The sequence below is a fragment of the Burkholderia alba genome (assembly GCF_034721475.1).
Taxonomy (GTDB): Bacteria; Pseudomonadota; Gammaproteobacteria; order Burkholderiales; family Burkholderiaceae; genus Burkholderia; species Burkholderia alba.
The window spans coordinates 16,775-42,348 of record NZ_JAWJWL010000017.1; the positions used below are offsets into that span (position 1 = coordinate 16,775).

Annotated in this window: 27 protein-coding genes, 1 other RNA gene and 1 pseudogene; 14 read left to right on the forward strand and 15 right to left on the reverse strand. The window is 66.4% G+C overall.

Translation table 11 applies throughout. From position 1 onward, the window contains the following. Window positions 1-9: 9 nt before the first annotated feature. The 11 genes from RZR99_RS19595 to RZR99_RS19645 all read left to right on the forward strand — a co-directional run bounded on the left by RZR99_RS19595 (window position 10) and on the right by RZR99_RS19645 (window position 10,769). Complete coding sequence (locus RZR99_RS19595) at window positions 10-1,203, forward strand: UbiH/UbiF/VisC/COQ6 family ubiquinone biosynthesis hydroxylase (protein WP_323121433.1); 1,194 nt, start codon at window positions 10-12, stop codon at window positions 1,201-1,203. 148 nt (window positions 1,204-1,351) lie between these two features. Beyond that, the gene (locus RZR99_RS19600) at window positions 1,352-1,630 is read left to right on the forward strand and encodes a helix-turn-helix transcriptional regulator (protein ID WP_323121434.1); all 279 of its coding nucleotides are present in this window, start codon (window positions 1,352-1,354) and stop codon (window positions 1,628-1,630) included. Next, the gene (locus RZR99_RS19605; protein WP_323121435.1) at window positions 1,627-2,880 is read left to right on the forward strand and encodes a type II toxin-antitoxin system HipA family toxin; all 1,254 of its coding nucleotides are present in this window, start codon (window positions 1,627-1,629) and stop codon (window positions 2,878-2,880) included. Before RZR99_RS19600 ends, RZR99_RS19605 begins: the two co-directional genes overlap by 4 nt. A gap of 197 nt (window positions 2,881-3,077) precedes the next feature. Continuing rightward, complete coding sequence (gene dusB, locus RZR99_RS19610; RefSeq protein WP_323121436.1) at window positions 3,078-4,142, forward strand: tRNA dihydrouridine synthase DusB; 1,065 nt, start codon at window positions 3,078-3,080, stop codon at window positions 4,140-4,142. Beyond that, window positions 4,139-4,372, forward strand: a complete 234-nt coding sequence (locus RZR99_RS19615; protein ID WP_323121437.1) for a Fis family transcriptional regulator — start codon at window positions 4,139-4,141, stop codon at window positions 4,370-4,372. The genes dusB and RZR99_RS19615 overlap by 4 nt, the downstream gene beginning before the upstream one ends. Window positions 4,373-4,415: 43 nt before the next feature. Further along, the gene (purH, locus tag RZR99_RS19620; RefSeq protein ID WP_323121438.1) at window positions 4,416-5,981 is read left to right on the forward strand and encodes a bifunctional phosphoribosylaminoimidazolecarboxamide formyltransferase/IMP cyclohydrolase; all 1,566 of its coding nucleotides are present in this window, start codon (window positions 4,416-4,418) and stop codon (window positions 5,979-5,981) included. A 140-nt stretch (window positions 5,982-6,121) separates the two neighbouring features. Beyond that, complete coding sequence (ruvC, locus tag RZR99_RS19625; protein WP_323121439.1) at window positions 6,122-6,664, forward strand: crossover junction endodeoxyribonuclease RuvC; 543 nt, start codon at window positions 6,122-6,124, stop codon at window positions 6,662-6,664. Window positions 6,665-6,747: 83 nt separating this feature from the next. After that, window positions 6,748-7,329 (forward strand): Holliday junction branch migration protein RuvA, encoded by a 582-nt coding sequence (ruvA, locus tag RZR99_RS19630; protein WP_323121440.1) that lies wholly within the window; start codon window positions 6,748-6,750, stop codon window positions 7,327-7,329. A 75-nt stretch (window positions 7,330-7,404) separates the two neighbouring features. After that, the gene (gene ruvB, locus RZR99_RS19635) at window positions 7,405-8,475 is read left to right on the forward strand and encodes a Holliday junction branch migration DNA helicase RuvB (protein ID WP_323121441.1); all 1,071 of its coding nucleotides are present in this window, start codon (window positions 7,405-7,407) and stop codon (window positions 8,473-8,475) included. Window positions 8,476-8,506: 31 nt separating this feature from the next. Continuing rightward, the gene (locus RZR99_RS19640; RefSeq protein WP_323121442.1) at window positions 8,507-9,469 is read left to right on the forward strand and encodes an oxygenase MpaB family protein; all 963 of its coding nucleotides are present in this window, start codon (window positions 8,507-8,509) and stop codon (window positions 9,467-9,469) included. 106 nt (window positions 9,470-9,575) lie between these two features. Next, entirely contained in the window at window positions 9,576-10,769 is a 1,194-nt protein-coding gene (locus RZR99_RS19645) for a ParB/Srx family N-terminal domain-containing protein (protein WP_323121443.1), read from the forward strand. A 45-nt stretch (window positions 10,770-10,814) separates the two neighbouring features. Here the strand turns inward: RZR99_RS19645 and RZR99_RS19650 are convergent, their stop codons facing one another. From RZR99_RS19650 to RZR99_RS19665, 4 genes and pseudogenes are all read right to left on the reverse strand, one after another. Then, on the reverse strand, window positions 10,815-11,480 hold the full coding sequence (locus RZR99_RS19650; RefSeq protein ID WP_323121444.1) for a histidine phosphatase family protein: 666 nt from the start codon (window positions 11,478-11,480) through the stop codon (window positions 10,815-10,817). Between the two features lie 26 nt (window positions 11,481-11,506). Continuing rightward, on the reverse strand, window positions 11,507-11,965 hold the full coding sequence (gene dtd, locus RZR99_RS19655; RefSeq protein ID WP_323121445.1) for a D-aminoacyl-tRNA deacylase: 459 nt from the start codon (window positions 11,963-11,965) through the stop codon (window positions 11,507-11,509). Between the two features lie 40 nt (window positions 11,966-12,005). After that, window positions 12,006-13,247 (reverse strand): tyrosine--tRNA ligase, encoded by a 1,242-nt coding sequence (tyrS, locus tag RZR99_RS19660; RefSeq protein ID WP_323121446.1) that lies wholly within the window; start codon window positions 13,245-13,247, stop codon window positions 12,006-12,008. Then, window positions 13,201-13,429, reverse strand: a pseudogene (locus RZR99_RS19665) (hypothetical protein). Before RZR99_RS19665 ends, tyrS begins: the two are co-directional and overlap by 47 nt. Window positions 13,430-13,456: 27 nt before the next feature. On the opposite strand from RZR99_RS19665, the gene RZR99_RS19670 reads away from it, so the two are divergent. Continuing rightward, window positions 13,457-14,551: an anhydro-N-acetylmuramic acid kinase gene (locus RZR99_RS19670; protein ID WP_323121571.1), complete on the forward strand. Its 1,095-nt coding sequence runs from the start codon at window positions 13,457-13,459 to the stop codon at window positions 14,549-14,551. 76 nt (window positions 14,552-14,627) lie between these two features. Here RZR99_RS19670 and erpA read toward each other — a convergent pair whose 3' ends face one another. The 3 genes from erpA to rplM all read right to left on the reverse strand — a co-directional run bounded on the left by erpA (window position 14,628) and on the right by rplM (window position 16,023). After that, window positions 14,628-14,996 carry an iron-sulfur cluster insertion protein ErpA gene (gene erpA / locus RZR99_RS19675; RefSeq protein ID WP_323121447.1) on the reverse strand — a complete coding sequence of 123 codons (369 nt, stop codon included), beginning with the start codon at window positions 14,994-14,996 and terminating at the stop codon, window positions 14,628-14,630. A gap of 194 nt (window positions 14,997-15,190) precedes the next feature. Next, window positions 15,191-15,583 carry a 30S ribosomal protein S9 gene (rpsI, locus tag RZR99_RS19680; RefSeq protein WP_323121448.1) on the reverse strand — a complete coding sequence of 131 codons (393 nt, stop codon included), beginning with the start codon at window positions 15,581-15,583 and terminating at the stop codon, window positions 15,191-15,193. 11 nt (window positions 15,584-15,594) lie between these two features. After that, entirely contained in the window at window positions 15,595-16,023 is a 429-nt protein-coding gene (gene rplM, locus RZR99_RS19685) for a 50S ribosomal protein L13 (protein WP_323121449.1), read from the reverse strand. 646 nt (window positions 16,024-16,669) lie between these two features. Here rplM and RZR99_RS19690 point away from each other — a divergent pair. Continuing rightward, window positions 16,670-17,092, forward strand: a complete 423-nt coding sequence (locus tag RZR99_RS19690; protein ID WP_323121450.1) for an OsmC family protein — start codon at window positions 16,670-16,672, stop codon at window positions 17,090-17,092. Between the two features lie 70 nt (window positions 17,093-17,162). Here the strand turns inward: RZR99_RS19690 and rnpB are convergent. The 3 genes from rnpB to pyrC all read right to left on the reverse strand — a co-directional run bounded on the left by rnpB (window position 17,163) and on the right by pyrC (window position 19,561). Further along, an RNA gene (gene rnpB, locus RZR99_RS19695) (RNase P RNA component class A) lies at window positions 17,163-17,576 on the reverse strand. 42 nt (window positions 17,577-17,618) lie between these two features. Further along, window positions 17,619-18,497 (reverse strand): DUF3025 domain-containing protein, encoded by an 879-nt coding sequence (locus tag RZR99_RS19700; protein WP_323121451.1) that lies wholly within the window; start codon window positions 18,495-18,497, stop codon window positions 17,619-17,621. Further along, window positions 18,494-19,561, reverse strand: a complete 1,068-nt coding sequence (pyrC, locus tag RZR99_RS19705) for a dihydroorotase (protein ID WP_323121452.1) — start codon at window positions 19,559-19,561, stop codon at window positions 18,494-18,496. Before pyrC ends, RZR99_RS19700 begins: the two co-directional genes overlap by 4 nt. A gap of 196 nt (window positions 19,562-19,757) precedes the next feature. Between pyrC and RZR99_RS19710 the strand changes: the two genes are divergently transcribed. Further along, entirely contained in the window at window positions 19,758-20,666 is a 909-nt protein-coding gene (locus tag RZR99_RS19710) for a class II glutamine amidotransferase (RefSeq protein ID WP_323121453.1), read from the forward strand. A gap of 135 nt (window positions 20,667-20,801) precedes the next feature. Here the strand turns inward: RZR99_RS19710 and RZR99_RS19715 are convergent, their stop codons facing one another. From RZR99_RS19715 to RZR99_RS19735, 5 genes are all read right to left on the reverse strand, one after another. Beyond that, window positions 20,802-21,527, reverse strand: a complete 726-nt coding sequence (locus RZR99_RS19715; protein WP_323121454.1) for an amino acid ABC transporter ATP-binding protein — start codon at window positions 21,525-21,527, stop codon at window positions 20,802-20,804. After that, complete coding sequence (gltK, locus tag RZR99_RS19720) at window positions 21,524-22,201, reverse strand: glutamate/aspartate ABC transporter permease GltK (RefSeq protein ID WP_323121455.1); 678 nt, start codon at window positions 22,199-22,201, stop codon at window positions 21,524-21,526. The genes RZR99_RS19715 and gltK overlap by 4 nt, the downstream gene beginning before the upstream one ends. After that, on the reverse strand, window positions 22,201-22,941 hold the full coding sequence (locus RZR99_RS19725; protein ID WP_323121456.1) for an amino acid ABC transporter permease: 741 nt from the start codon (window positions 22,939-22,941) through the stop codon (window positions 22,201-22,203). Before RZR99_RS19725 ends, gltK begins: the two co-directional genes overlap by 1 nt. 83 nt (window positions 22,942-23,024) lie before the next feature. Continuing rightward, on the reverse strand, window positions 23,025-23,918 hold the full coding sequence (locus tag RZR99_RS19730; RefSeq protein WP_323121457.1) for a glutamate/aspartate ABC transporter substrate-binding protein: 894 nt from the start codon (window positions 23,916-23,918) through the stop codon (window positions 23,025-23,027). 216 nt (window positions 23,919-24,134) lie between these two features. Further along, window positions 24,135-25,439, reverse strand: coding sequence for a Glu/Leu/Phe/Val family dehydrogenase (locus RZR99_RS19735; RefSeq protein ID WP_323121458.1), 1,305 nt, complete (start codon window positions 25,437-25,439; stop codon window positions 24,135-24,137). Window positions 25,440-25,574 lie beyond the last annotated feature (135 nt).

Genomic DNA, 25,574 nt, shown 5'->3' on the forward strand with positions numbered 1-25,574 from the left:
CGATTCACGATGACGACCGCTGCGCCCTCCCCCGCCTTCGATTTCGATATCGCCATCGTCGGCGCCGGCCCCGTCGGGCTCGCGCTCGCCGGCTGGCTCGCGCGACGCAGCGCGACGCACCCGCTGGCCGTCGCGCTGATCGACGCGCGCGATCCCGAAGCGAGCGTCGGCGACCCGCGCGCGATCGCCGTGTCGCAAGGCAGCCGGATGCTGCTCGATACGCTCGGCTGGCCCGACGACGCCACGCCGATCGAACACATCCACGTCTCGCAGCGCGGCCACTTCGGCCGCACGCTGATCGATCGCGACGAGCACGGCCTCGCGGCGCTCGGCTATGTCGTGCGTTACGGATCGATCGTGCAGGCGCTGGCCCGCTCGGTGCGCGATACGCGCACCCACTGGTTCACGTCGGCCGCCGCGCGCGCGCCGGAACAGGACGCGCACGGCGTGACCGTCACGCTCGATACGCCGCAAGGCGAACGGTCGCTGCGCGTGCGGATGCTCGTCAACGCGGAAGGCGGGCTGTTCCACGAGCAGCGGCATGCGCCCGGCGCGGGCAAGCGCAGCCGGGATTACGGACAGACCGCGCTGGTCGGCACGGTGACGGTGTCCGCGCCGCGCCCGCATGTCGCGTGGGAGCGTTTCACACCGGAAGGCCCGCTCGCGCTGCTGCCGCTCGGCGGCCCGCGGCAAGCGGAATACGCGCTGGTCTGGTGCTGCTCGCCGGAGCAGGCGGCGCGCCGCGGCGCGCTGTCCGACGACGCGCTGCTGCACGAGTTGGGCACGGCGTTCAGCGAGCGCATGGGGCGTTTCACGAAGATCGCCGGGCGCGCCGCCTTTCCGCTCGGGCTCAATGCGGTGGATACGCTGGTCCACGGCCGGATCGCGACCGTCGGCAATGCGGCGCAGACGCTGCATCCGGTCGCGGGCCAGGGCCTCAACCTCGGGCTGCGCGACGTGCATACGCTTGCGGAAGCGCTGTCGGAACACGGCGCGGAACCGCTGGCGCTCGCGACCTTCAACACGCGCCGCGCACTCGATCGGCGGCTGACCATCGGCGCGACCGATACGCTCGCCCGCCTGTTCACGATCGATTCGCGCCCGCTCGCGGCGCTGCGGGGCGCGGCGCTCACCGCGCTCGAACTCGTGCCGCCGCTCAAGGCCGCGATCGCGCGGCAGATGATGTTCGGGCAGCGGCGCTGAGGTCGCCGATTTCCTCGAAAATTACCGCTCGGTCATTATTTTTCACATTCAGCTGAATTTCATCGAAAAAGTCCCGTTCGGTAATTTTTTTGATCTTTTACGATCGATACGCTATAAAATTACCGAACGGTAACTTAAGAAGACATCGATGAGTTCCAGCACAAAAAAATTACCGAGCGGTCATTCCGATCAGGCAGACACGCTGATTCACTCGTCCGCCGAGCTGGGCGCGCTGGTGCGCGACCAGCGCAAGCGGCTCGCGCTCAAGCAGATCGACATCGCCGGCCTGAGCGGCACCGGCAACCGGTTCATCGTCGATCTCGAAAACGGCAAGCCGACCGTGCAGCTGCAGAAAGCGCTGGACGTGATCGCGCTGCTCGGCCTCGAGATCGTCGTGCGGCCCAAACGGGCCGGGAGCCTCGGATGATCCGGCCGGACCAGCTGCACGTTTTCCTCGGCGCCGAGCGGATCGGCAGCATCCACGACACGTCGCCCGTCGCGTTCGAATACGCGCCCGCCTGGCTCGCGCGCGCCGATGCGTTCGCGCTCGCCGCGATCCCGCTCGCGCCGGGCCGGCATGACGACACGGCCACCCAGGCGTTCTTCGAGAACCTGCTGCCCGAAGGCGAGCTGCGCAGCTATCTCACGCAGCAGCGCAAGGCATCGACGCTGTTCGCGATGCTGCACGAAATCGCCGGCGACACCGCCGGCGCCTTCGTGATCCTGCCCGCCGGCCAGGTGCCCGACACGCCGCACTACGACGTCACCTCGTGGGAAGCACTGGCGCGGGTGCTCGCCGAAACGACGGCCGTCGCCATCGACATCCACGGCGACGACGCGCGCATCTCGCTCGCCGGCGCCCAGGACAAGACCAGCATCGCGATCTTCGCCGACGGCATACCGCGACTGCCGCGCGGCATCGCGCCGTCCACCCACATCATCAAGCCCGACATCAAGCGCATCCCGAAGATCTGGCACTCCGCCGCGAACGAGACGATCGTGATGCGGACCGCCGCGAACTGCGGCCTGCCGACCGCCGAGGTGTTCTACGAACCGCATACCCAGGCATGCATCGTGCGCCGCTTCGACCGGACACTGCGCCAGGACGGCACGCTCGCGCGCCTGATCCAGTACGACCTGTGCCAGTTGAACGGCACGCTGTCCGAGCGCAAGTACGAAGCCGAGGGCGGTCCCGGCATCGCGGCATGCGCCGCGCTGATTCGCCGCCACAGCACGCAGCCGGCCGTCGACCTGCGGCACTTCGTCGACTGGATCCTCTTCAACCTGTACGTCGGCAACAACGACAGCCATGCGAAGAACCTGTCGATCTATACGGTGCCGGGCCGGGGCGTGATGCTCACGCCGTTCTACGACCTGCTGTGCACCCGGCTTTATCCGGGACTGTCGAAATCGTTCGCGTTCTCGGTGGGCGGCGCGACACTGCCGGGAAAGATCGGCCGCGACCAGATCGTCGCGATGGCGGAGCAGCTCGGCATGCGCCCCCAGTTCGTGCTGCGCGAGGCCGCCGACCTCGCACGGAAAATCCCCGCCGCGCTCGACGCTGCAATCGACTCGATCCGGCCGGTACTGCCGATCGGCGCGCATCCGCTCGCCGAACAACTGCGGCACTTCATCCTGTCGACGACCGCCAAGACCGCCGCCCGCCTCGCCGCATGAGCGGGTTCGCGCGCTACGCCCGCATGCGATCCCGGCGCGGCGTTCGCGCCGCCTCCCGATATGTCATGAAAGCTTCATCGAAGATTTAACGATTCACGACACTTCGCGCAATCCGGCGCATCGGGCGGTTACGGTAAAATGCACGTTTTCCCTCCGCCCGCCCCATGTCCGCGCCCCGCGCGGATGGCGCCATTGCAATGCCCGTTCTCGGTTCTCACGTCCTGCGCAACAACCTGTTCGTCGCCCCGATGGCCGGCGTCACGGACCGGCCGTTCCGTCAGCTGTGCAAACGGCTCGGCGCGGGCTATGCCGTGTCGGAGATGGTCGCGTCGAACGCGCAGCTGTGGAAGAGCGAGAAGACGATGCGCCGCGCGAACCACGCGGGCGAGGTCGAGCCGATCGCCGTGCAGATCGCCGGCGCCGATCCGGCGATGATGGCGGAAGCCGCGCGCTACAACGTCGACAACGGCGCGCAGATCATCGACATCAACATGGGCTGCCCGGCGAAGAAGGTCTGCAACGTCGCAGCCGGCTCCGCGCTGCTGCAGAACGAGCCGCTCGTGCAGCGGATCGTCGAGGCCGTGGTGGCCGCCGTCGGCACCGGGCCGGACGCGGTGCCCGTCACGCTGAAAATCCGCACCGGCTGGGACCGCGAGCACAAGAACGCGATCGCCGTCGCGAAGCTCGCCGAAGCGGCCGGCATCGCGATGCTCACCGTGCACGGCCGAACCCGCGCCGATCTCTATCGCGGCGACGCCGAGTACGACACGATCGCCGCCGTGAAGGCCGCGGTGCGCATCCCGGTCGTCGCGAACGGCGACATCACGACGCCCGCGAAAGCGAAGGCGGTGCTCGACGCCACCGGCGCCGATGCGCTGATGATCGGTCGCGCCGCGCAAGGCCGGCCGTGGCTGTTCCGCGAAATCGATCATTTTCTGCAAAGCGGCGAACTCCTGCCGCCGCCGCTCATCGCCGAGATCCAGCAGGTGATGAACGAGCACCTGGAAGACCACTATGCCTTTTATGGTGAATTTACAGGTGTGCGTACTGCACGCAAACACATCGGCTGGTACACTCGCGGCCTTTCCGGGGCCAACGCGTTCCGGCACCGCATGAACACGCTCGATTCCACCCGTGAGCAGCTTGCCGCCGTCAATGAATTCTTCGACGCGCAAAAAGCGCTGTCCGACCACCTGGTGTACGTGGACGACGAGGACGGCGGCCACGACAAGCCGGACGACAATAACCAGTTAGCAGCATGAGCAAGCACAACATCGAACAATGTGTCCGCGACAGCCTGGACGTGTACTTCCGGGATCTCGACGGCTCCAATCCGCACGACGTCTATGAAATGGTGATGTCCTGCGTCGAGAAACCGATGCTCGAAGTCGTGCTCGAACAGGCGGGCGGCAACCAGTCGCTGGCCGCGGAGTACCTCGGCATCAATCGAAATACGCTGCGCAAGAAACTGCAGCAGCACGGCCTGCTGTAGACAGCAGCCCTGTCCCCGTTTTCTGGCTATTGGTGGCTCCATCATGATCAAGCAAGCGCTTATCTCCGTTTCCGATAAAACCGGCATCGTCGACTTCGCGAAGGCGCTGTCGCAGCAGGGCGTCAAGCTGCTGTCGACGGGCGGCACCGCGAAGCTGCTGGCCGACGCCGGCCTGCCCGTCACCGAAGTGGCCGATTACACCGGCTTCCCGGAAATGCTCGATGGGCGCGTGAAGACGCTGCATCCGAAGGTGCACGGCGGCATCCTGGCCCGCCGCGACCTGCCGGCGCACATGCAGGCGCTCGACGCCCACCAGATCCCGACCATCGACCTGCTCGTCGTGAACCTGTACCCGTTCGTCGCGACCATCGCGAAGGACGACTGCACGCTCGCCGACGCGATCGAGAACATCGACATCGGCGGCCCGACGATGCTGCGCTCCGCCGCGAAGAACCATCGCGACGTCACCGTGATCGTCGATCCAGCCGATTACGCGGTGGTGCTCGACGAGATGAAGGCGAACGGCAACACGGTCGGCTACCCGACCAACTTCCGCCTCGCGACCAAGGTGTTCGCGCACACCGCGCAGTACGACGGCGCGATCACGAACTACCTGACGAGCCTCACCGACGAATTGCAGCACGGCACGCGCAATCCGTATCCGGCCACGCTCAACCTCGCGTTCGACAAGGTCCAGGACCTCCGCTACGGCGAAAACCCACATCAAAACGCGGCGTTCTACCGCGACCTGGCCGCGCCCGAAGGCGCGCTCGCGAACTACCGCCAGCTGCAGGGCAAGGAGCTGTCGTACAACAACATCGCCGATTCCGACGCCGCGTGGGAATGCGTGAAGACGTTCGACGCGCCGGCCTGCGTGATCATCAAGCACGCGAACCCGTGCGGCGTGGCGGTCGGCACCGGCGCGGCCGATGCGTACGCGAAGGCATTTCAGACCGATCCGACCTCCGCGTTCGGCGGCATCATCGCGTTCAACCGCGAAGTCGACGAGGCCGCCGCGCAAGCGGTGGCGAAGCAGTTCGTCGAAGTGCTGATCGCACCGGCGTTCAGCGAAGCGGCCAGGCAAGTGTTCGCCGCGAAGCAGAACGTGCGCCTGCTCGAGATCGCGCTCGGCGACGGCCACAATGCGTTCGACCTGAAGCGCGTGGGCGGCGGACTGCTCGTGCAGTCGCTCGACGCGAAGAACGTCCGGCCCGACGAGCTGCGCGTCGTCACGAGGCGTCAGCCGACGCCGAAGGAAATGGACGACCTGCTGTTCGCATGGCGCGTCGCGAAGTACGTGAAGTCGAACGCGATCGTGTTCTGCGGCAACGGCATGACGCTCGGCGTCGGCGCGGGTCAGATGAGCCGCGTGGATTCGGCGCGCATCGCCAGCATCAAGGCGCAGAGCGCAGGCCTCACGCTGGCAGGCTCGGCGGTCGCGTCGGATGCGTTCTTCCCGTTCCGCGACGGCCTCGACGTGGTGGTCGCGGCGGGCGCGACCTGCGTGATCCATCCCGGCGGCTCGATGCGCGACGACGAAGTGATCGCGGCGGCGGACGAGCACGGCATCGCGATGATCCTCACGGGCGTGCGGCACTTCCGCCACTGATCCGCACCGCGCGGCACACGGCTCCGAACCCGGCGGCTTGCGCTCCGCCGGGTTTTTTATGGGCGCGCCGCCGGCATGCGCCGCCGGCCGCCGGCCGGAATCGATGTAGTATCGCTAACACGTAGCCTCTCCCCTTTCCCATGCGAATTCTCGGCATCGACCCTGGCTTGCGCGTCACGGGCTTCGGCGTGATCGACGTGAGCGGCCATCAGCTCGCGTATGTGGCAAGCGGTGTCATCAAGACCGCCACCGCCGATCTGCCCACCCGGCTCGGCACGATCTTCGACGGCATCTCGACACTGATCCGCGAGCACGCGCCCGATCAGGCGGCCATCGAAAAAGTGTTCGTCAACGTCAACCCGCAATCGACGCTGCTGCTCGGCCAGGCGCGCGGCGCCGCGATCTGCGGGCTCGTCGCGGGCGGCCTGCCGGTGGCCGAGTACACGGCCCTGCAGCTCAAGCAGGCGGTGGTCGGCTACGGGCGCGCGACCAAGGAGCAGATGCAGCAGATGGTCGCTCGGCTGCTGAACCTGTCGGGCCTGCCCGGCACCGATGCGGCCGACGCGCTCGGCATGGCGATCTGCCACGCGCACGGCGGCACCACGCTCAGCACGCTCGGCGGCATCGCGCCCGCGCTCGCCAAACGGGGCCTGCGGGTGCGGCGCGGCCGCCTGGTCGGCTGAGGTCCTCGCGGCCGGCGCGGCGCGCCCGCTTCCCGGCCGCCGTGCGCTACACTCGCGCTTTCTCCTTCGCATCACACCTCGTCATGATCGGTCGCATCGCCGGCACCCTGCTCGAAAAGAATCCGCCCCACCTGCTCGTCGACTGCAACGGCGTCGGCTATGAGATCGACGTGCCGATGAGCACCTTCTACAACCTGCCTCACGCGGGCGACAAGGTGGTGCTGCTCACCCAGCAGATCGTCCGCGAGGACGCGCATCTGCTGTACGGCTTCCTGACCCAGCAGGAACGTTCGACCTTTCGCGAACTGCTGAAGATCACCGGCGTCGGCGCGCGGATGGCGCTCGCGGTGCTGTCCGGGATGAGCGTGCAGGAGCTGTCGCAGGCCGTCACGCTGCAGGACGCGGCGCGCCTCACCCGCGTGCCCGGCATCGGCAAGAAGACCGCCGAGCGCCTGCTGCTCGAACTGAAGGGCAAGCTCGGCGCCGATCTCGGCGCGCTCGCGGGCGCGGCCTCGCCGTCCGACCACGCGACCGACATCCTGAACGCGCTCCTCGCCCTCGGCTATTCGGAGAAGGAAGGGCTCGCCGCGATCAAGAACGTGCCGGCCGGCACCGGCGTGTCGGAAGGCATCAAGCTGTCGCTGAAGGCGCTGTCGAAGGCGTAAGCGGGTGCCCGGCCGGCCCGCGATCACGGCGGCCCGGCCGATGGGTCCGGCGGCGGCGCGCGGTACAATGGCCGCATGATCGAAACCGACAAACTCGCCACCGAGCGGATCATTGCCGCCACGCCCGCTTCGACGCACGAAGAGGCGTTCGAACGCGCGCTGCGCCCGCGCCAGCTCGACGAATACGTCGGCCAGGAAAAGGTGCGCGGTCAGCTCGAGATCTTCATCGAGGCGGCCAAGCGCCGCGCCGAGGCACTCGATCACGTGCTGCTGTTCGGTCCGCCCGGTCTCGGCAAGACCACGCTCGCGCACATCATCGCGCGCGAAATGGGCGTCAACCTGCGCCAGACGTCCGGCCCCGTGCTGGAACGCGCCGGCGATCTCGCCGCGCTGCTCACGAACCTCGAAGCGAACGACGTGCTGTTCATCGACGAAATCCACCGGCTGTCGCCGGTCGTCGAGGAAATCCTGTATCCGGCGCTCGAGGACTACCAGATCGACATCATGATCGGCGAAGGGCCCGCCGCGCGCAGCGTGAAGCTCGACCTGCAGCCGTTCACGCTGGTCGGCGCGACCACGCGCGCGGGGATGCTCACCAATCCGCTGCGGGACCGCTTCGGGATCGTCGCGCGGCTCGAGTTCTACGATGCGGAACAGCTGTCGCGGATCGTGCGCCGCTCCGCGTCGCTGCTCAACGCGCACATCGATCCGAACGGCGCGCTGGAAATCGCGAAGCGCTCGCGCGGCACGCCGCGGATCGCGAACCGCCTGCTGCGCCGCGTGCGCGACTACGCGGAAGTGAAAGCGGACGGCAACATCACCGCCGAGGTCGCCGACGCCGCGCTCGCGATGCTCGACGTCGATCCGGTCGGCTTCGACCTGATGGATCGCAAGCTGCTCGAAGCGATCCTGCACAAGTTCGACGGCGGCCCGGTGGGCGTCGACAACCTCGCCGCCGCGATCGGCGAGGAGCGCGACACGATCGAGGACGTGCTCGAACCGTACCTGATCCAGCAAGGCTTCCTGCAGCGCACGCCGCGCGGACGGATCGCCACGCTGCTCACCTACCGGCATTTCGGCCTGTCCGCGCCCGACGCCGCCAACCCCGCCCGCGACCTGCCCGACCCGCGGGACGGCCCCTTCTAGGCCCTCCCGCATCACGATCCCCAGCCCGCCGATGTCCGAACCGCCGCGCGACCGTCCCGCCCTTCCGCCCATTGGCCGGCTGCTGGCCGAACGCGTGCGGGCGCGCATCGTCGGCAACGTCACGCATCTCACGACGGGCAGCGGGCCGTCGCTCGATTATTCGTCGCCGCCCGGCGATCCGGGCCTGTTCGGTCCGGACGCGGTCTGCTGGAAAGTGCATGCCGATTTCACGTCGATGATGACGGGCGGCATCTCCGCGCTGCTGCTGCAGGCGCTGCATCCGCTCGCGCTGGCGGGGGTCTGGGATCACTCGACGTTTCGTACCGACATCCTCGGCCGTCTGCGGCGCACCGCGACCTTCATCGCCGGCACCACCTTCGGCAGCCGCGCCGACGCGCTCCGGCTGATCGAGCGCGTGAAGACCATCCATGAGAGCGTGACCGGCACGGCGCCCGACGGCCGCCCGTATCGCGCAAGCGATCCGGCGCTGCTGACCTGGGTGCACGTCGCGGAAGTGTCGAGCTTCCTCGCCGCGCACCTGCGCTACTTGAATCCGCGGCTGCCGGGCGCGCAGCAGGACCAGTACTACGCTGAAACGGCGCGCATCGCGCAGTTGCTCGGCGCGACCGACGTGCCCGCATCGCGTGCCGAGGTCGCCGCCTATCTCGCCGCGACGCAACCGGAGCTGGTGGCGAGCGAGCACACCCATGAAGTGCTGCGAGTGCTGCTGACCGCGCCGGTGCCGAAAGCGGCGATGCGGCCGGCCGCATCGCTGATGCTGAACGCCGGCATCGATCTGTTGCCGCCCTGGGCGCAGCACATGCTGGGGCTTGCCGCGTTCGCGCCTGTGCGCCGTGTACTCGTCAGGCCCGGCGTGCGGCTCGTCGCGCCGGTGATGCGCTGGGCGCTCGCCAACGGTTCGTCGAAGCGCGCCCGCCGGCGGGCCGCCGCGCCGTGCGCCGGCACCGACCCGGCCCAGTCCGGACAGGGCTGATCCCGGCCGCTGCGGCCCGATCGCTTTCAATTTGCCGTCACATTGATTCGTTAAACTGACGGATCGACAGCCGCGCCCGCCTCCTTTCTTTCACGGACTCCCCCCGATGCCGAATCCGCTCGCCCGCCTCGCCACCGCCGTCAGCCTCGCCGCATTGCTCGCCCTGGCCGCGTGCGGCGGCGACGGCACCGCGCCCCTTGCCGCCGCCGGCATCGACGCGGGCGGGGGCGTAAACGCGGGCGGCGGCCAAAACACGACGGGCACCGGCAGCGCGGCCGGCGGCGGCAGCGCGGCCGGCGGCGGCAGCGCCTCGGCCGGCGGCAGCAACCCGACGCCCCCCGCGCCTCAGCCCGGCAAATGGAAAAGCGCCCGCGCGGGCGACATGCTGGACATCGCGCTCGGCGATCTGCACCCGACCCAGGGCGCGCTCGGCTACGACCAGATCTATTACAAGCTCGGCCGCTACGAGCTGCAGCCCGACAAGAAATTCGACGACTTCTGCGCGGACGAGGGACTGGGCGGCCTCGCGGCCAACGGCTTCACCGCGCAATCCCAACTGCGCACCCCGGCCAGCTTCACCTGCACGACGACCGACGCAACCGCGCGCGACCGGACGGTGCTGAATCCCGTCGTGATCGGCCCGAACGGCGATGCCCTGTACGTCACCGACGGACATCACGGCCTGTCGACCTATTACGAAACGCCGGACGGCGGCGCGGCGCTGCACGTACACGTCGTCGTCAAGGACAACCTCAGCGACTATTCAGGCGCCGCGTTCTGGCAGCAGATGCAAAGCCGCGGCTATACGCGGCTCAAGGACGGCAACGGCCAGCCGATCACCGCCGCGCAACTGCCCGTCGGGCTCGGTCTCAAGCTCGGCCTGCAGAACGATCCGTACCGCTCGCTCGTCTACTTCACGCGCGACATCGGCTACAGCAAGCCGGCGCAGGCCACCGACTTCCTCGAGTTCTACTGGGCGGATTGGCTGCGCCAGCAACCGGCGACGTTCAAGCTTTCCAGCTACGACCTGACGCGCGCCGGCGCGACCGACCCCGATCCGGCGAAAGCGGATACGGGCTATCTGAATGCGGTGTGGAATGCGTCGACGCGGATGGTCGCGGCCACCGATCCGGTGATCGACGGCAAGACGGGCGCCGATCTCGGCCGCGCGGACGCGATCAACGGCGGCAAGAAGTACGGCAAGGGAGAGTTCGACAAGCTTCGCCAGCCGATCACGGCCGACAAGCCCGGCAAGATCGCGTACGCGCTCGACTACCAGGCACGCCACGGACTGCGCTGACCCGCGCGGTTCGTCCCGCGCCGCCCGCCCGGCGCGGGCCGGCGCTCAGAGCACCTTCCGGTAGCCGTCGTCGTCGTCGCTCGCCGCGCCGAGATGATCGACGTCGGCCCAGCGCACGACACGCGCCGCGCCGTTATCGAAATCGACCACGTTGATGCTGGTGTTGAGCAGCGCATAGCTGCGCGGCGCGTTCAGCGCCACGCCGTTCGCATGGCGGTAGATGCAGTCGAGCACCCCGCCGTGCGCCACGCAGGCGATGCGGCCGCCCGGATGCGCGGCGACGATGGGCTCCACCGCATGCAGCACCCGATGATAGAACGCACGCTGCGATTCGCCGCCGTCCGGCTCGAAACCGGGATCGCGGGTCTGCCATTGCGCATAGGCGTCCGGAAAGCGCGCTTCGATCTCCGTGCTGTCGTGTCCCTGGAACACTCCGTACGCGCGTTCGCGCAACCCTTCGCGCAAGATCAGCGGCAGCCCGAGCACGTCGGCGGTGGGCTGCGCGGTCTGCTGCGCGCGCTGCAGGTCGCTCGAATAGATCGCGTCGATCCGCGCGCCGTCGCGCCGCTCTCGCGCAAACCGCTGAGCGAGCTGCCGCGCCTGCGCGAGTCCGGTATCGGCAAGCGGAATATCGATGTGGCCCTGGATCCGCTTGATGCGGTTCCACGCGGTCTCGCCGTGGCGGATGAAAAGGATCTGCGTCGTAGCCATCGGATGCGCCGTCGTATGAGTAAGGATCAGGGGCGGGTTTGCAGCCAGAACGTGACCGGGCCGTCGTTGACGAGCGACACCTGCATGTCCGCGCCGAATTCGCCGGTTGCGACGATCGGGTGGCGCTCGCGCGCCGCGCGCACGAAATGATCGAACAGGCGCGCGCCCTCGTCGGGCGGCGCGGCCGGCGTGAAGCTCGGCCGCAACCCGCTCTGGGTGTCCGCCGCCAGCGTGAACTGAGACACGAGCAGCAGGCCGCCCGCCTGCCCCGCGCCGTCGAGATTCGACACGGACAGGTTCATCTTGCCCGCGGCGTCGCTGAACACGCGATAGCCGAGCACCTTCACGAGCAACTTGTCCGCGGCGGCTTCGGTGTCGCCGCGTTCGGCGCAGACGAGCGCGAGCAGGCCGGCGCCGATCTCGCCCGTCACGCGCTCGCCGACGCGCACGTCGGCGCGCTTCACCCGCTGGATCAGCGCGATCATGCGGCGCCCGCTGCCGGGTTCGCGCGGCTCACGCGCGCCGTCATGCGCTCAGCGTCACGCGCGCGAAGCGGCGCTTGCCGACCTGGATGACGAACTCGCCCGCGTCGACCTTGAGGCCCTTGTCAGATACCGTCGCGCCGTCGATCTTCACGCCGCCCTGCTCGATGTTGCGCAGCGCTTCGCTGGTCGACGGCACGAGGCCCGCCTGCTTCAGCAACTGGCCGATCGCGAGCGGCGCACCGGCGAGCGACACCGCGGGAATATCGTCCGGGACGCCGCCCTTCGCACGGTGGTTGAAATCGTCCAGAGCGCGCTCGGCATCGGCTGCCGAGTGGAAGCGCGCCACGATCTCCTGCGCGAGCAGTACCTTGAAGTCGCGCGGATTGCGGCCGCCTTCGGCTTCGCGCCGGAACTGCGCGATCTCGTCGAGGCTGCGGAACGACAGCAGTTCGAAGTAACGCCACATCAGCACGTCCGAAATGCTCATCAGCTTGCCGAACATGTCGGTCGGCTTCTCGCTGATACCGACGTAATTGCCCTTCGACTTCGACATCTTTTCGACACCGTCGAGCCCTTCGAGCAGCGGCATGGTCAGAATGCACTGCTGTTCCTGACCGTATTGCTTCTGCAGCTCCCGGCCCACCAGCAGGTTGAACTTCTGGTCGGTGCCGCCGAGCTCGAGATCGGCGTTCAGCGCGACCGAGTCGTAACCCTGCATCAGCGGGTACAGAAACTCGTGGATCGAGATCGGCACGCCGCCCTGGAAGCGCTTCGTGAAATCCTCGCGCTCGAGAATCCGTGCGACCGTATAGCGCGACGCGAGCTTGATCATCCCGTCCGCGCCGAGCGGCATCGACCATTCGCTGTTGTAGCGGATCTCGGTCTTGTCGCGGTCGAGCACGAGCGCGGCCTGCTCGAAGTAGGTCTTCGCGTTCATCTCGATCTGCTCGCGCGTGAGCGGCGGACGCGTGGCGTTGCGGCCCGACGGATCGCCGATCAGCGACGTGAAGTCGCCGATCAGGAAGATCACCGTATGGCCGAGATCCTGCAGCTGGCGCATCTTGTTCAGCACGACGGTGTGGCCGATATGGATATCGGGCGCGGTCGGATCGAGGCCGAGCTTGATGCGCAGCGGCGTGCCCGTGGCCGCGCTTTTCGCGAGCTTCTGCGCGAACTCCTCCTCGATCAGCAGTTCGTCGACGCCGCGCTTCGTGACGGCAAGCGCGTGCCGGACTTCATCGGTAATCGGGAAAGCGGGCTTGGAAGTGGGATCGGTGCTCATCGGTGCCAGAAAAGGAATGTCGCGAAAAGAGCGATTTTCCCATAAGTTGCGCGGCGACCGCTTAACGGCGCGCGCCGTTGCGCGGATAATCGGTCGCGACAGGCGCCGGCGGACCCGCCGGCGCCTCCGCAACGACTCAACGGAGCGACCACGTGGCGCCACAACGCACGCAACCCGGCCATCCTGCGGATGGCGTGTACTTCGGCCTGATGTCGGGAACCAGCATGGACGGCGTCGACGGCGTCGCGGTCCGCTTCGAGACCGGCAAACCGCCGGCCGTGCTGTCGGAGGCGTTCGTCGGCTTCGCCGACACCTTGCGCGACGCGCTGTTCGCACTGCAGCACCCGGGCGACGACGAGATCGACCGCGAAGCGGTCGCCGCCAACGCGCTCGCCGCGCGCTACGCCGTGTGCTGCCACGAACTGCTGCGCGGCGCGCACATCGGCCCCGAGCAGGTGCGCGCCATCGGCGTGCACGGCCAGACGGTCCGGCACAGGCCGGAGCGCGGCTATACCCGGCAGATCAACAACGCGGCGCTCCTCGCCGAACTGACCCACGTCGACGTGATCGCCGATTTCCGCAGCCGCGACGTCGCCGCAGGCGGTCAGGGCGCGCCGCTCGCGCCGGCGTTCCACGCGACCGTGTTCGGTTCGCAGGGAGAAACGCGGGTGATCTGCAACCTCGGCGGGATCAGCAACATCACGATCGTGCCCGCGAACGGCGCGACGAGCGTACGCGGCTTCGATTGCGGACCGGCCAACGCGCTGCTCGACGCGTGGGCGCACCGTCACCTGGGCAAGCCCTTCGACGAAGGCGGCAAGTTCGCCGCTCGCGGCACGGTCGATGCGGGGTTGCTCGCCGCGCTGCTCGACGAGCCCTATTTCCGCTTGCCGCCGCCCAAGAGCACCGGCCGCGACCTGTTCAATCCGGCGTGGCTGGATGCGAGACTGACGGCGTTTGCCGCGTTGGCGCCGGAGCACGTGCAGGCGACGCTCACTGCGCTGACGGCCGAGACGGTCGCATCGGACATCGCGCGTCACGCGCCCGACTGCAAGGCGGTCTACGTATGCGGCGGCGGCGCGCGCAATCCGGTTCTGCTGAAGGCGCTGGGCGCATCGCTCGCCGCGCGCGGCGCGGCGGCAACGGTCGCGACGACCGCCGCGTTGGGCGTACCGCCCCAGCAGGTCGAAGCGCTCGCGTTCGCGTGGCTGGCCTACCGTTTCACCGCGCGCGCGGCGGGCAACCTGCCGAGCGTCACGGGTGCGGCAGGCGAACGCGTGCTGGGCGCGCTCTATCCGCGCTGAATCCCCGGTCGCCGCTGCGTCCGGGCATAAAAAAACGGGGCGTCATGCCCCGTTTTTCATTTGATGCGGTGTCCGGTCAGACCGAGAACGACGAGCCGCAACCGCAGGTGGTCGTGGCGTTCGGGTTCTTGATGACGAACTGCGCGCCGTTGAGGTCGTCCTTGTAGTCGATCTCGGCGCCCACCAGGTACTGGTAGCTCATCGAATCGACCAGCAGCTCGACGCCGTTCTTGTTCAGCACGGTGTCGTCTTCGTTGACTTCTTCGTCGAACGTGAAGCCGTACTGGAAGCCCGAGCAGCCGCCGCCTTGCACGAACACGCGCAGCTTGAGCTCAGGGTTGCCTTCTTCGTCGATCAATTGCTTGACCTTGTCGGCGGCCGCGTCGGTAAAGACGAACGGAGCCGGCATCTCGGTGGTTGCTGCGGATTCGGTGACAGCGTTCATTCGAACTCTCCAGTAAGCCATTAGCCGCTATTGTAGGGCTGATCCGAAGATCGTGCTGAAGTCCATGAAATCAACAGGTTCTTGCGTTTTTTACGCCGCGTGCCCTGACGGTCGGCATAAAAAAGCCGCCAGTCCGAGAACTGGCGGCTTTTTTCGGCAAACTCCGCCGCGAAAGCGGAGCGCACCGGAAGCGATTAACGCTTCGAGAACTGCTTGGCGCGGCGTGCCTTGCGCAGACCGACCTTCTTACGCTCGACTTCACGCGCATCGCGCGTGACGAAGCCTGCGCCCGACAGGGTCGGCTTCAGCGTCGCGTCGTAGTCGATCAGCGCGCGGGTGATGCCGTGGCGCACTGCGCCGGCCTGGCCCGTTTCGCCGCCGCCCGACACGTTCACCTTGATATCGAACGTCACGCCGTGGTTCGTCAGCTCCAGCGGTTGACGCACGATCATCAGCGACGTTTCGCGCGAGAAGTATTCAGCGATGGGCTTGCCGTTGACGACGATGTCGCCCTTGCCTGCCTTGATGAAGACACGTGCGACGGCGCTCTTGCGGCGACCCGTGCCGTAGTTCCAGTTACCGATCATGTGGGCTCCCCTTAGAACTCGAGCGCCTTCGGCTGTTGCGCCGAATGCGGATGCGTGGCTTCTGCGTAGACCTTCAGCTTCTTGATCATCGCGTAGCCGAGCGGGCCCTTCGGCAGCATGCCCTTGACCGCCTTCTCGAGCGCGCGGCCCGGGAAGCGTTCCTGCATCTTGCCGAACGTCGTTTCATAGATACCGCCCGGGTAGCCCGAGTGACGGTAGTACTTCTTGTCCAGAACCTTGTTGCCCGTGACCTTCAACTTGCTCGCGTTGATAACGATGATGAAATCACCGGTGTCGACGTGCGGGGTGAACTCAGGCTTGTGCTTGCCGCGAAGACGGCGTGCCACTTCGCTGGCGACACGGCCGAGAACCTTATCCGTCGCGTCAATCACGTACCATTCGCGCGTCACCTCATGGGCTTTTGCGGAAAACGTCTTCATGATCGATCCAAAAATAAAAGCTTTGCCCTGTATTTATTCCTGCTTGGCTGTGTGCGCTTCGAGGCGCGGTGCAGGCTCTCCCTGGGTTTTCCCGCGGGCATGAATGCGGAAAACCCTGAATTATAAAGGAATTCAGACACACCGGTCAAAAAAATCGGGATCGCGTCGAGGATGGGGGGCGGCGCCCGGCCGGTGGCGGCTGCCCGACCGGCCAAAGCTTGCATCGGACGAAAAAAAGCCCGAATCAGTGTTCGGGCTTAATCCACCAAAGGAGGAGGGTGGAGGAGACATGCGGAGGTTGCCGCAGCGCGACAACCAATGACACGCATTATACGAACCCACTTCGCGCAGCACAAGGAAAACTACATTGCGAAACACAATCCCATAATATAAAAAATCAACAACGAAGAGAAAAATCCAGATTTCTCCTTACATATCAGTCATTTGCAATATCTCAGCCGGTCCATCCCACGCCTCGCCCTAGAACAAAACCCCTAAAGATCATACGGATTCCAGTGCCTCCGGATGCAGGCACCGCGTGATGTCCGCCAGCGGGCCGGCGCGTCCCGCACCGCATCAGCCGAGTGCGGCGCGGCGGGCTACAATGGCGGTTCGCAACTGGAACAGGCAACGCCGGAGCTCGAGCATGGAATGCAAAGTAAGCTGGATGGGACAGGACGGCATGGCCTTCGCCGCCGAAACCGGCAGCGGCCACCTTGTCACGCTGGACGGCGCGCCCGATGGCGGCGGCCACAATCTGGCGCCGCGTCCGATGGAAATGGTCCTGGTCGGCACGGGCGGCTGCACCGCTTATGACGTCGTGCTGATTCTCAAGAGAAGCCGTCAGGAAGTGACCGGCTGCAACGTGTCGCTGAAAGCCGAGCGTGCTACCGAAGACCCGAAGGTGTTCACGAAGATCCACTTCCACTTCACGGTGACCGGACGCAACCTGAACCCCGCGACCGTCGAGCGCGCGATCACGCTGTCGCACGAAAAATATTGCTCGGCATCGATCATGATCGCAAAGACGGCCGAGCTGACGCATTCGTTCGATATCGTCGCGCTCTGACGCGAACGCGTAGCGGGCGGCAAAGAAAAAGGCCGGCGTCGAATTCGACGCCGGCCTTTTGTCATTCGAACGGCAAAGCGAGCCGATAAGCCGGATTCTGTGCACGCCGCGCATTCGAAAACGCGCGGCGCGTGGCAGTCATTCCTCTAGGCGCGCCATTACTGACGCGCTCAAGCTTCCTACCCGCAGACGAGACGGGGGCACCGTCCTGCATCCGAAGATGCGCGCCTGCCTACTTGGAATTGCTCCGGGTGGAGGTTACCGTGCCGGCGTACGTTGCCGCAGCCGCGGTGCGCTCTTACCGCACCGTTTCACCCTTACCTGATCCCGGCTTGCGCCGGGCCATCGGCGGTTTGCTTTCTGTTGCCCTGTTCCGCGTGTTGCCACGGATGGCCGTTAGCCATCACCCTGCCCTGGTGGAGTCCGGACTTTCCTCGCCCTCGCCGGTCGGAACCGGCAAGGCCGCGACTGCCTAGCCTGCTTTGCGGCCGCCATTCTAACACCGCGCCCGCAAGCCGACCCGCCGTCAGCCGGGCCGCGCGCGGCGGCCGCCGCGAAACACCCGGGGATCGGCGTAGAACGCCGGCGCATCGTTCGGCGGCCACCAGCCGGGCACGCCGAGCACCGGCAGCGGCGCGAACGCGCGGCTCGTCAGTGCTCGGCCCGCGAGCGTCGCCGCGACGGATTCGTCGAGCCACGCCTGCCGCCGGGCGTCGGGCCAATCGAAATAGGCGACGGGCACGTCGGCGATCCACGCGTGCGCAGTGCATGCCTTGTAAGGATCGACCAGCTTTTCCAGCAGCGCATGGCCGACGATCCGCGTTTCGCAGCGCCGGCCCCACGCGGCGCGGCCGGCCAGCATCAGCGCGGGCCAGTCGAATCCGCGCAGCGCGGCGGCCAGCGCCGGATCAGAGGTCGCGAACAGCGCGGCGTTCTCGTCGAACAGCGTCAGCGCGTCACGAACGCCGCCGCGCACCGGGCCCACGCCGATGGCGTCGATCGCCGCGGACTGCCGCGCATTGAGCACCGCTTTGATGCGCGGATAGCCGTACCAGACGAGCGCATTGAAGAAGTCGTGCAGATTGTGCCGGGTGGGCACTTCGCCCGTCGCGGCGATGTGCGCCTCGTAGGCCACGCCCGGCGGCAGCGCCGATTGGGCAACGAAGCGCAGCGGCAACCCGCGCCCGGTGGCCAGGCGCTGCGCCCGCGCATCCTGGTTCAGCGCGCCGAGATACGCGTCCTCGCCCTGCCGTGCGGCAGCTTGCCAGCGCCGCCCATGCCCGGAAAACGGCGCCAGCCACGGCGCGGACCAGTCGATCCGCGCAAAACCCGCATCGGCGCCGCCCGCCGCCGCGTTCCCGTCGCCGGAAACCGCGGCCGGCCGCGCCGACCCGGGCTCGATCACGCGAGCCGCCAGCCGATCGGCTCGCCGCCGCGCAGCGGCACGACGGGCGTGTCGCCCGCGTAGATCTCCCGCGGCAGCGCCCATGTCTCGCGCCGCAGCGTGACCGACTCCGCGCTACGCGGCAGACCGTAGAAATCCGCGCCGAAGAAGCTCGCGAAGCCTTCCAGCCTGTCGAGCGCGCCGGCCTGGTCGAACGCCTCCGCATACAGTTCGAGCGCATGCAGCGCCGTGTAGCAGCCCGCGCAGCCGCAGGCGGTTTCCTTCGCATCCTTCGCATGCGGCGCGCTGTCGGTGCCGAGGAAGAAGCGCGGGTTGCCCGACGTGGCGGCCTCCACCAGCGCGACGCGATGCGTCTCGCGCTTCAGCACCGGCAGGCAGTAGTAATGCGGCCGGATCCCGCCGACGAAGATCGCGTTGCGGTTGTACAGCAGATGGTGGGCGGTGATCGTCGCGCCGAGCTGGCCCGGCGCCGCGTCGGCATCGCGCACGTAGTCGGCCGCGTCCTTCGTCGTGATGTGTTCGAACACCACCTTGAGCGCCGGGAAATCGCGCCGCAACGGCGTCATGACCCGGTCGATGAACACCTTTTCGCGATCGAACAGGTCGATCGCCGAATCGGTCACCTCGCCGTGGACCAGCAGCGGCATGCCCACTTCCTGCATCGTCTCGAGCGACTTCGCGCACTTGCCGACCAGATCGGTGACGCCCGCGTCGGAATTGGTCGTCGCGCCCGCCGGATACAGCTTCACGCCATGCACGAAGCCGCTGTCGCGCGCGCGGCGGATTTCGTCGGCCGGCGTATTGTCGGTCAGGTACAGCGTCATCAGCGGCTCGAACGTCATGCCCGCCGGCAGCGCCGCCAGGATCCGCGCGCGGTAGGCCTGCGCCTGCTCGGTGGTCGTAACGGGCGGTTTCAGGTTCGGCATGATGATCGCGCGGCCGAACTGGCGAGCCGTATGCGGCAGCACGGCCGCCAGCATCTCGCCGTCGCGGACGTGCAGATGCCAGTCGTCGGGGCGCGCGAGCGTAAGCGTGGCGGGGGAGGAAGCGGTCGAAGCGGTCATGGCAGGCGTCGTGAGGATGGCGGGCGGCGCAGCGGAATGCCGGCGCGGGCCGCGGACTGACCGCAAACCGCAACACGGGGCCGCTTGCGCGCGGATTCCGCTTTTTGCCGCTCAGGGCTCGGTGATATGCTTGAAGCCGTCATTGTACCGGGTCCGCCCGGTCTGTTCCCCCTGCCAGCCTTGCCGCTCCTGCAATATGTGCCAACTCTTCGGAATGAACTGCGCCGAGCCCACGGACGTCACGTTCTCCTTCACCGGCTTCGCAGCCCGCGGCGGGCTCACCGATCATCACGCCGACGGCTGGGGTATCGCCTTCTTCGAAGACAAGGCCTGCCGGCTCTTCATCGATCACCAGTCGTCCGCCACCTCGCCGATCGCGGAGATGGTGAAGCGCTATCCGATCAAATCGAAGAACACGATCGCGCACATCCGCAAGGCCACCCAGGGCCGCATCCTGCTGGAGAACAGCCATCCGTTCATGCGCGAGCTGTGGGGCCGCCACTGGATCTTCGCGCACAACGGCGATCTTCAGCACTACGCGCCCGAGATGGACGGCAGCGTCTACCAGCCGGTCGGCAATACCGACAGCGAGATCGCCTTCTGCGCGCTGATGCAGGGGTTGCGGGAAGCGTTCCCGGGCGCGCAGCCGCCGCTGCCCGAGCTGTTCGAGCGGCTGGGCGAGCTGACGCGCGGCATCACGGATCACGGCGTATTCAATTTTCTGCTGTCGAACGGCCAGGCGCTGTTCGCGCACTGCTCGACGCGCCTGCACTACCTGGTGCGCCGCTGGCCGTTCTCGACCGCGCACCTGATCGACGAGGATCTGTCGATCGACTTCGCGAAATACACGACGCCGGAAGACCGCGTCGCCGTGATCGCCACGCAGCCGCTCACCGACGACGAAGTGTGGACCGCGTTCGAGCCCGGCGAGCTGATGATGTTCCAGTGCGGCGAAGTCGCGGCCCGGATGCAGATCCCGGTACCCGCGATCGTGCTGGAAAAGCTCAGGAATCCCGAGCTCGACGCGTCGGCATCGGCGCCCCGCCGGGCGCCGGCCGCCGCGCTCGCGGAGGCCGGCGCGGGCGAGGACGCGCTCGACTTCTGAACGCGGCGGCGTCGATCCCGCTGCCGCGACGCCGGCGCGCCCGGTCCGGCATCCGTTCGCCGGACTCCCCCGCCGCACTTTCCATCCGCCCATGAAAAAACCGCCCGGCATGCCGGGCGGTTTGCATGGCGCGACTCAGTGCAGGATCTTCGCGAGGAAATCCTTCGCGCGATCAGACTTCGGATTCGCGAAGAAGTCTTCCTTGCGGTCGTCCTCGACGATAGCGCCCTGGTCCATGAAGATCACGCGGTGCGCGACCTTCTTCGCAAAGCCCATTTCGTGCGTCACGCACATCATCGTCATGCCTTCGTGCGCAAGTTCGACCATCACGTCGAGCACTTCGTTGATCATCTCGGGATCGAGCGCCGACGTCGGTTCGTCGAACAGCATCGCGATCGGGTCCATCGACAGCGCGCGCGCAATCGCGACGCGCTGCTGCTGGCCGCCCGACAGCTGACCCGGAAACTTGTTTGCGTGCGCCTTCAGACCGACGCGGTCGAGCAGCTTCAGGCCCTTGTCGTTCGCCTCGTCCTTGCTGCGGCCGAGCACCTTGATCTGCGCGAGCGTCAGGTTTTCGGTGATCGACAGGTGCGGGAACAGCTCGAAGTGCTGGAACACCATGCCGACCTTCGAACGCAGCCGCGACAGGTTGGTCTTCTTGTCGCCGACCGACTGGCCGTCGACCAGGATCTCGCCCTGCTGGAACGGCTCCAGACCGTTGACCGTCTTGATCAGCGTCGATTTGCCCGAGCCCGACGGGCCGCACACGACCACCACTTCGCCCTTCTTCACTTCCGTCGTGCAATCCGCCAGCACCTGGAACTGGCCGTACCACTTCGACACGTTCTTAATGGAAATCATCTTGTGACCTTTTTCTGGAGACCTTTGACCAAGGCGGACGCCATCACGCACACCACGAAATAGCAGGCACCCGCAAACAGAATCATCTCGACGTTGGTGCCGTCGCGATCGCCGATGTTGGCCGCCGTGCGGAAGAAGTCCGCGAGGCTGATCACGTACACGAGCGACGTATCCTGGAACAGCACGATTGCCTGGGTAAGCAGCAGCGGCACCATCGCGCGAAACGCCTGCGGCAGGATCACGAGGCGCATCGCCTGTCCGTAGTTCATGCCGAGCGCGAACGAGGCGTTCACCTGCCCGCGCGGCACCGCCTGGATGCCGGCGCGAATGATCTCCGAATAGTACGCGGCCTCGAACAGCGAGAACGCGACCATCGCCGAGACGAGCCGGATGTCGACGGTCGGCGACAGTCCGAGCAGCCCCTGCAGGATCTGCGGCACGATCAGGAAGAACCACAGCAGCACCATCACGAGCGGAATCGAGCGGAACACCGTCACGTAGATCTGCGCGAACCACTGCAGCGGCTTCACGCCGGACAGCCGCATCAGCGCGAGCATCGTGCCCCACACGATCCCGACCACGATGGCGAGCAGCGTGATCTTGAAGGTCACCACGGCGCCCGTCCACAGGGTAGGCAGCGCGCCGGGAATACTACTCCAGTCGAACTGGTGCATCACTTGCCTCCGATATAGCCGGGCAGCCTGGAGCGGCCTTCGACCCAGCGCATGAACGTCATGACGACGAGATTGATGATCACGTAGGCGATCGTCACGGCGATGAACGATTCATACGTCTGCGCGGTGTAGTCGACCAGTTGGCGAGCCTGCGCGGACAGGTCGAGCAGGCCGATCGTCGAGGCGACCGCCGAATTCTTGAAGATGTTCAGGAATTCCGACGTAAGCGGCGGCACGATGATCCGGTAGGCGACGGGCAGCAGCACATAGCGATACGTCTGCCATTGCGTGAAACCCATCGCGAGACCGGCCGCGCGCTGGCCCTTCGGCAGCGCGTTGATGCCCGAGCGCACCTGCTCGCAGACGCGCGCGCCGGTGAACAAGCCCAGGCAGACGATCGACGCGGTGAAGAACTGCGTGCCGGGCGGCAGTTGCTTGATCCAGTCGCCGACTCCCTTGGGCAGTAGCTCGGGAATCACGAAGTACCAGATGAAGAACTGCACGATAAGCGGAATGTTCCGGAAGATCGCCACGTACAGTGTGCCGATCGCCGACAGCCATTTGTTCGGGGACGTGCGCAGCACGCCGAACAGCGAACCGACGACCAGCGCGATCAGCCAGGCGACGAGCGACACTTTGATCGTCACCCAGAAGCCCGACATCAGCCAGCCGAGATAGGTAGTCGGCTCGCCGGTCGAAACCGGACTCAGAAAGATGCCCCAGTTCCAGTGGTAAGACATAGCAAGACTCCAACAAAAAGAAACGGAAGAAGCCGGGCCTCTTCCGTTTCGTCAGCGCTTTTATTGCACGAACGGATGCGGGATCAGTCGAGCGCCTTGTCGTTCGGATTCGCGTAAAGCTTCTTCATGTCTTCGCTCAGCGGGAAGTTCAGGTTCAGCCCCTTCGGCGGGATCGGGTTCTCGAACCACTTCGAGTAGATCTTCACCGCTTCGCCCGACTTCTCGACCTGCACGATCGCGTCGTCGACCACCTTCTTGAACGCCGGATCGTCCTTGCGCATCATGCAGCCGTACGCTTCCTGCGATTGCGGCGTGCCGACGATCACCCAGTTGCCCGGCTGCTTCGCCTTCGCGCGTTCGCCCGCGAGCAGCGCGTCATCCATCATGAACGCGGCGGCACGGCCCGTTTCCAGCGTCTGGAACGATTCGCCGTGATCCTTCGCGCTGATGATGTTCATGCCCATCTGCTTTTCGTTGTTCATCGCGCGCAGCAGGCGCTCCGACGTCGTGCCCGCCGTCGTCACGACGGTCTTGCCCTTCAGGTCGGCGAAATCCTTGATGCCCGAATCCTTGTTCGTCATCAGGCGCGTGCCGATCACGAAGATCGTGTCGGAGAACGCGGCCTGCTTCTGGCGGTCGAGATTGTTGGTGGTGGAGCCGCACTCGATGTCGACGGTGCCGTTCTGCACCAGCGGGATGCGGTTTTGCGACGTCACCGGAATGTTGCGGACCTGCAGGTTCGGCAGGTTCAGCGTCTTCTTGACCGCATCGACGACCTTCATCTGGAAGTCGCGCGAGTAGCCGACCACCTGTTGCTTTTCATCGTAATACGAGAACGGAATCGAGGATTCACGGTGACCCAGTGCAATCACGCCCGTGTCCTTGATTTTCTTCAGCGTGCCGGTTTCCTGGGCGATGGCGCCACCCGCGAACGCGCTCAGTGCAGCAGCCATCAAAATTGCTTTCTGGAACTTCATTGTTGTCATCTCCTTGGCGAAAACCCGCGCCAGTTTATCAAAGTAATTTTTCTGAAAGTAATGGTTGTTAACCACACTCCCGAGCCGGCGGTGCGACGCATGGCCGGACGCCTCCCGCGTCCGCATGCGCAAACGGGCGGCACCGCATCCGGTGCCGCCCGCAAAGGCATGATACGGCCGCTTCGGCCGTATCATCAATTGATCGGAATCAATCGATCAGGGGTACAGGCCGCGCAATTCGCGCGCCATCAGGATCCGCTTGCACGCGACGATGAACGCCGCCGTGCGCACCGACACCTGGTGCTCTTCCGAGACCGCCCACACGCCCGAGAACGCTTCGCGCATCACGCGCTCCAGGCGATGGTTGATCTCGTCCTCCGTCCAGAAGAAGCTCGAGAAATCCTGCACCCACTCGAAGTACGACACGGTCACGCCGCCCGCATTCGCGATCACGTCGGGGATCACGAGCACGCCGTTGGCGGTCAGGATGTCGTCGGCCGCCGTCGTGGTCGGGCCGTTCGCGCCCTCGACGACGATCTTCGTGCGGATCTTCGAAGCGTTCTTCTCGGTGATCTGGTTCTCGAGCGCGGCCGGGATCAGGATCTCGGTCTCGACCGTCCAGAACTCGTCGTTCGGCATCGGCTCGGCGCCTGCGAAACCCGCCACGCCGCCCGTCTGGGCCACGTGCTCGAGCAGCTTGGCCGAATCGAGGCCGGCCGGCTGATAAATCGTGCCGGTGTGGTCCTGCACCGCGATGACCTTCGCGCCGGCTTCCTGGAACAGCCGCGCGGCGATCCCGCCGACGTTGCCGAAGCCCTGCACGGCGATGCGCGCGCCTTCGATCTGCACGCCCTTCTTCTTCGCCGCTTCGCAGCCGACCACGAACACGCCGCGGCCGGTTGCTTCCTTGCGGCCGAGCGAGCCGCCGAGCGCGATCGGCTTGCCGGTCACGACACCGGTTGCAGTCTGGCCCTGGTTCATCGAGTAGGTGTCCATCATCCACGCCATCACCTGTTCGTTGGTGTTGACGTCCGGCGCCGGAATGTCGGTGTTCGGGCCGATGATGATGCCGATTTCGCTGGTGTAGCGACGCGTGACGCGCTCCAGCTCGCCGCGCGACAGCTTGCGCGGGTCGACGCGGATGCCGCCCTTCGCGCCGCCGTACGGCACGTTGACCGCCGCGTTCTTCACCGACATCCACGCGGACAGCGCCATCACTTCCGACAGCGTCACGTCCTGGTGGTAACGCACGCCGCCCTTGCCCGGGCCGCGCGACACGTTGTGCTGCACGCGATAGCCTTCGAAGTGCGCGACGGTGCCGTTATCCAGCTCGATGGGCACGTCGACGATCAGGATGCGCTTCGGGCGCTTCAGCGTTTCGAGCCAGCGCGACAGCGAGCCGAGATACGGCGCGACGCGGTCGACCTGCTGCAGGTAGTTGCCCCAGGGGCCAAGCGCGTCGGCGTTCAGGTACGAGGGAATGGATTGAACGGACGACGGGGACTGCGATTGCGAAGACATGGATTCTCCAACGGTCAACGGATGCGCACATTGTCGAAAAAGCGGATTTCGAAATCCAATGCCGTTTGCTTATTCGATTATGCGTTTCCTGCATGATCGCGCTTTTGCGCGAAAAACCGCGTGCTATGCGCGTGA

Excerpts from the sequence above, each read along its gene's own strand:
- RZR99_RS19670 (WP_323121571.1), top strand. The coding sequence starts at position 13,457 with ATGTCGGGAACCAGCATGGACGGCGTCGACGGCGTCGCGGTCCGCTTC.
- RZR99_RS19605 (WP_323121435.1), top strand. The coding sequence starts at position 1,627 with ATGATCCGGCCGGACCAGCTGCACGTTTTCCTCGGCGCCGAGCGGATC.
- tyrS (WP_323121446.1), bottom strand. The coding sequence starts at position 13,247 with ATGAGCACCGATCCCACTTCCAAGCCCGCTTTCCCGATTACCGATGAA.
- RZR99_RS19595 (WP_323121433.1), top strand. The coding sequence starts at position 10 with ATGACGACCGCTGCGCCCTCCCCCGCCTTCGATTTCGATATCGCCATC.
- RZR99_RS19690 (WP_323121450.1), top strand. The coding sequence starts at position 16,670 with ATGGAATGCAAAGTAAGCTGGATGGGACAGGACGGCATGGCCTTCGCC.
- RZR99_RS19615 (WP_323121437.1), top strand. The coding sequence starts at position 4,139 with ATGAGCAAGCACAACATCGAACAATGTGTCCGCGACAGCCTGGACGTG.
- dtd (WP_323121445.1), bottom strand. The coding sequence starts at position 11,965 with ATGATCGCGCTGATCCAGCGGGTGAAGCGCGCCGACGTGCGCGTCGGC.
- pyrC (WP_323121452.1), bottom strand. The coding sequence starts at position 19,561 with ATGACCGCTTCGACCGCTTCCTCCCCCGCCACGCTTACGCTCGCGCGC.
- rpsI (WP_323121448.1), bottom strand. The coding sequence starts at position 15,583 with ATGATCGGTAACTGGAACTACGGCACGGGTCGCCGCAAGAGCGCCGTC.
- RZR99_RS19725 (WP_323121456.1), bottom strand. The coding sequence starts at position 22,941 with ATGTCTTACCACTGGAACTGGGGCATCTTTCTGAGTCCGGTTTCGACC.
- ruvC (WP_323121439.1), top strand. The coding sequence starts at position 6,122 with ATGCGAATTCTCGGCATCGACCCTGGCTTGCGCGTCACGGGCTTCGGC.
- ruvA (WP_323121440.1), top strand. The coding sequence starts at position 6,748 with ATGATCGGTCGCATCGCCGGCACCCTGCTCGAAAAGAATCCGCCCCAC.
- RZR99_RS19645 (WP_323121443.1), top strand. The coding sequence starts at position 9,576 with ATGCCGAATCCGCTCGCCCGCCTCGCCACCGCCGTCAGCCTCGCCGCA.
- RZR99_RS19600 (WP_323121434.1), top strand. The coding sequence starts at position 1,352 with ATGAGTTCCAGCACAAAAAAATTACCGAGCGGTCATTCCGATCAGGCA.
- RZR99_RS19735 (WP_323121458.1), bottom strand. The coding sequence starts at position 25,439 with ATGTCTTCGCAATCGCAGTCCCCGTCGTCCGTTCAATCCATTCCCTCG.
- RZR99_RS19650 (WP_323121444.1), bottom strand. The coding sequence starts at position 11,480 with ATGGCTACGACGCAGATCCTTTTCATCCGCCACGGCGAGACCGCGTGG.
- RZR99_RS19640 (WP_323121442.1), top strand. The coding sequence starts at position 8,507 with ATGTCCGAACCGCCGCGCGACCGTCCCGCCCTTCCGCCCATTGGCCGG.
- rplM (WP_323121449.1), bottom strand. The coding sequence starts at position 16,023 with ATGAAGACGTTTTCCGCAAAAGCCCATGAGGTGACGCGCGAATGGTAC.
- erpA (WP_323121447.1), bottom strand. The coding sequence starts at position 14,996 with ATGAACGCTGTCACCGAATCCGCAGCAACCACCGAGATGCCGGCTCCG.
- RZR99_RS19730 (WP_323121457.1), bottom strand. The coding sequence starts at position 23,918 with ATGAAGTTCCAGAAAGCAATTTTGATGGCTGCTGCACTGAGCGCGTTC.
- gltK (WP_323121455.1), bottom strand. The coding sequence starts at position 22,201 with ATGCACCAGTTCGACTGGAGTAGTATTCCCGGCGCGCTGCCTACCCTG.
- ruvB (WP_323121441.1), top strand. The coding sequence starts at position 7,405 with ATGATCGAAACCGACAAACTCGCCACCGAGCGGATCATTGCCGCCACG.
- dusB (WP_323121436.1), top strand. The coding sequence starts at position 3,078 with ATGCCCGTTCTCGGTTCTCACGTCCTGCGCAACAACCTGTTCGTCGCC.
- purH (WP_323121438.1), top strand. The coding sequence starts at position 4,416 with ATGATCAAGCAAGCGCTTATCTCCGTTTCCGATAAAACCGGCATCGTC.
- RZR99_RS19710 (WP_323121453.1), top strand. The coding sequence starts at position 19,758 with ATGTGCCAACTCTTCGGAATGAACTGCGCCGAGCCCACGGACGTCACG.
- RZR99_RS19715 (WP_323121454.1), bottom strand. The coding sequence starts at position 21,527 with ATGATTTCCATTAAGAACGTGTCGAAGTGGTACGGCCAGTTCCAGGTG.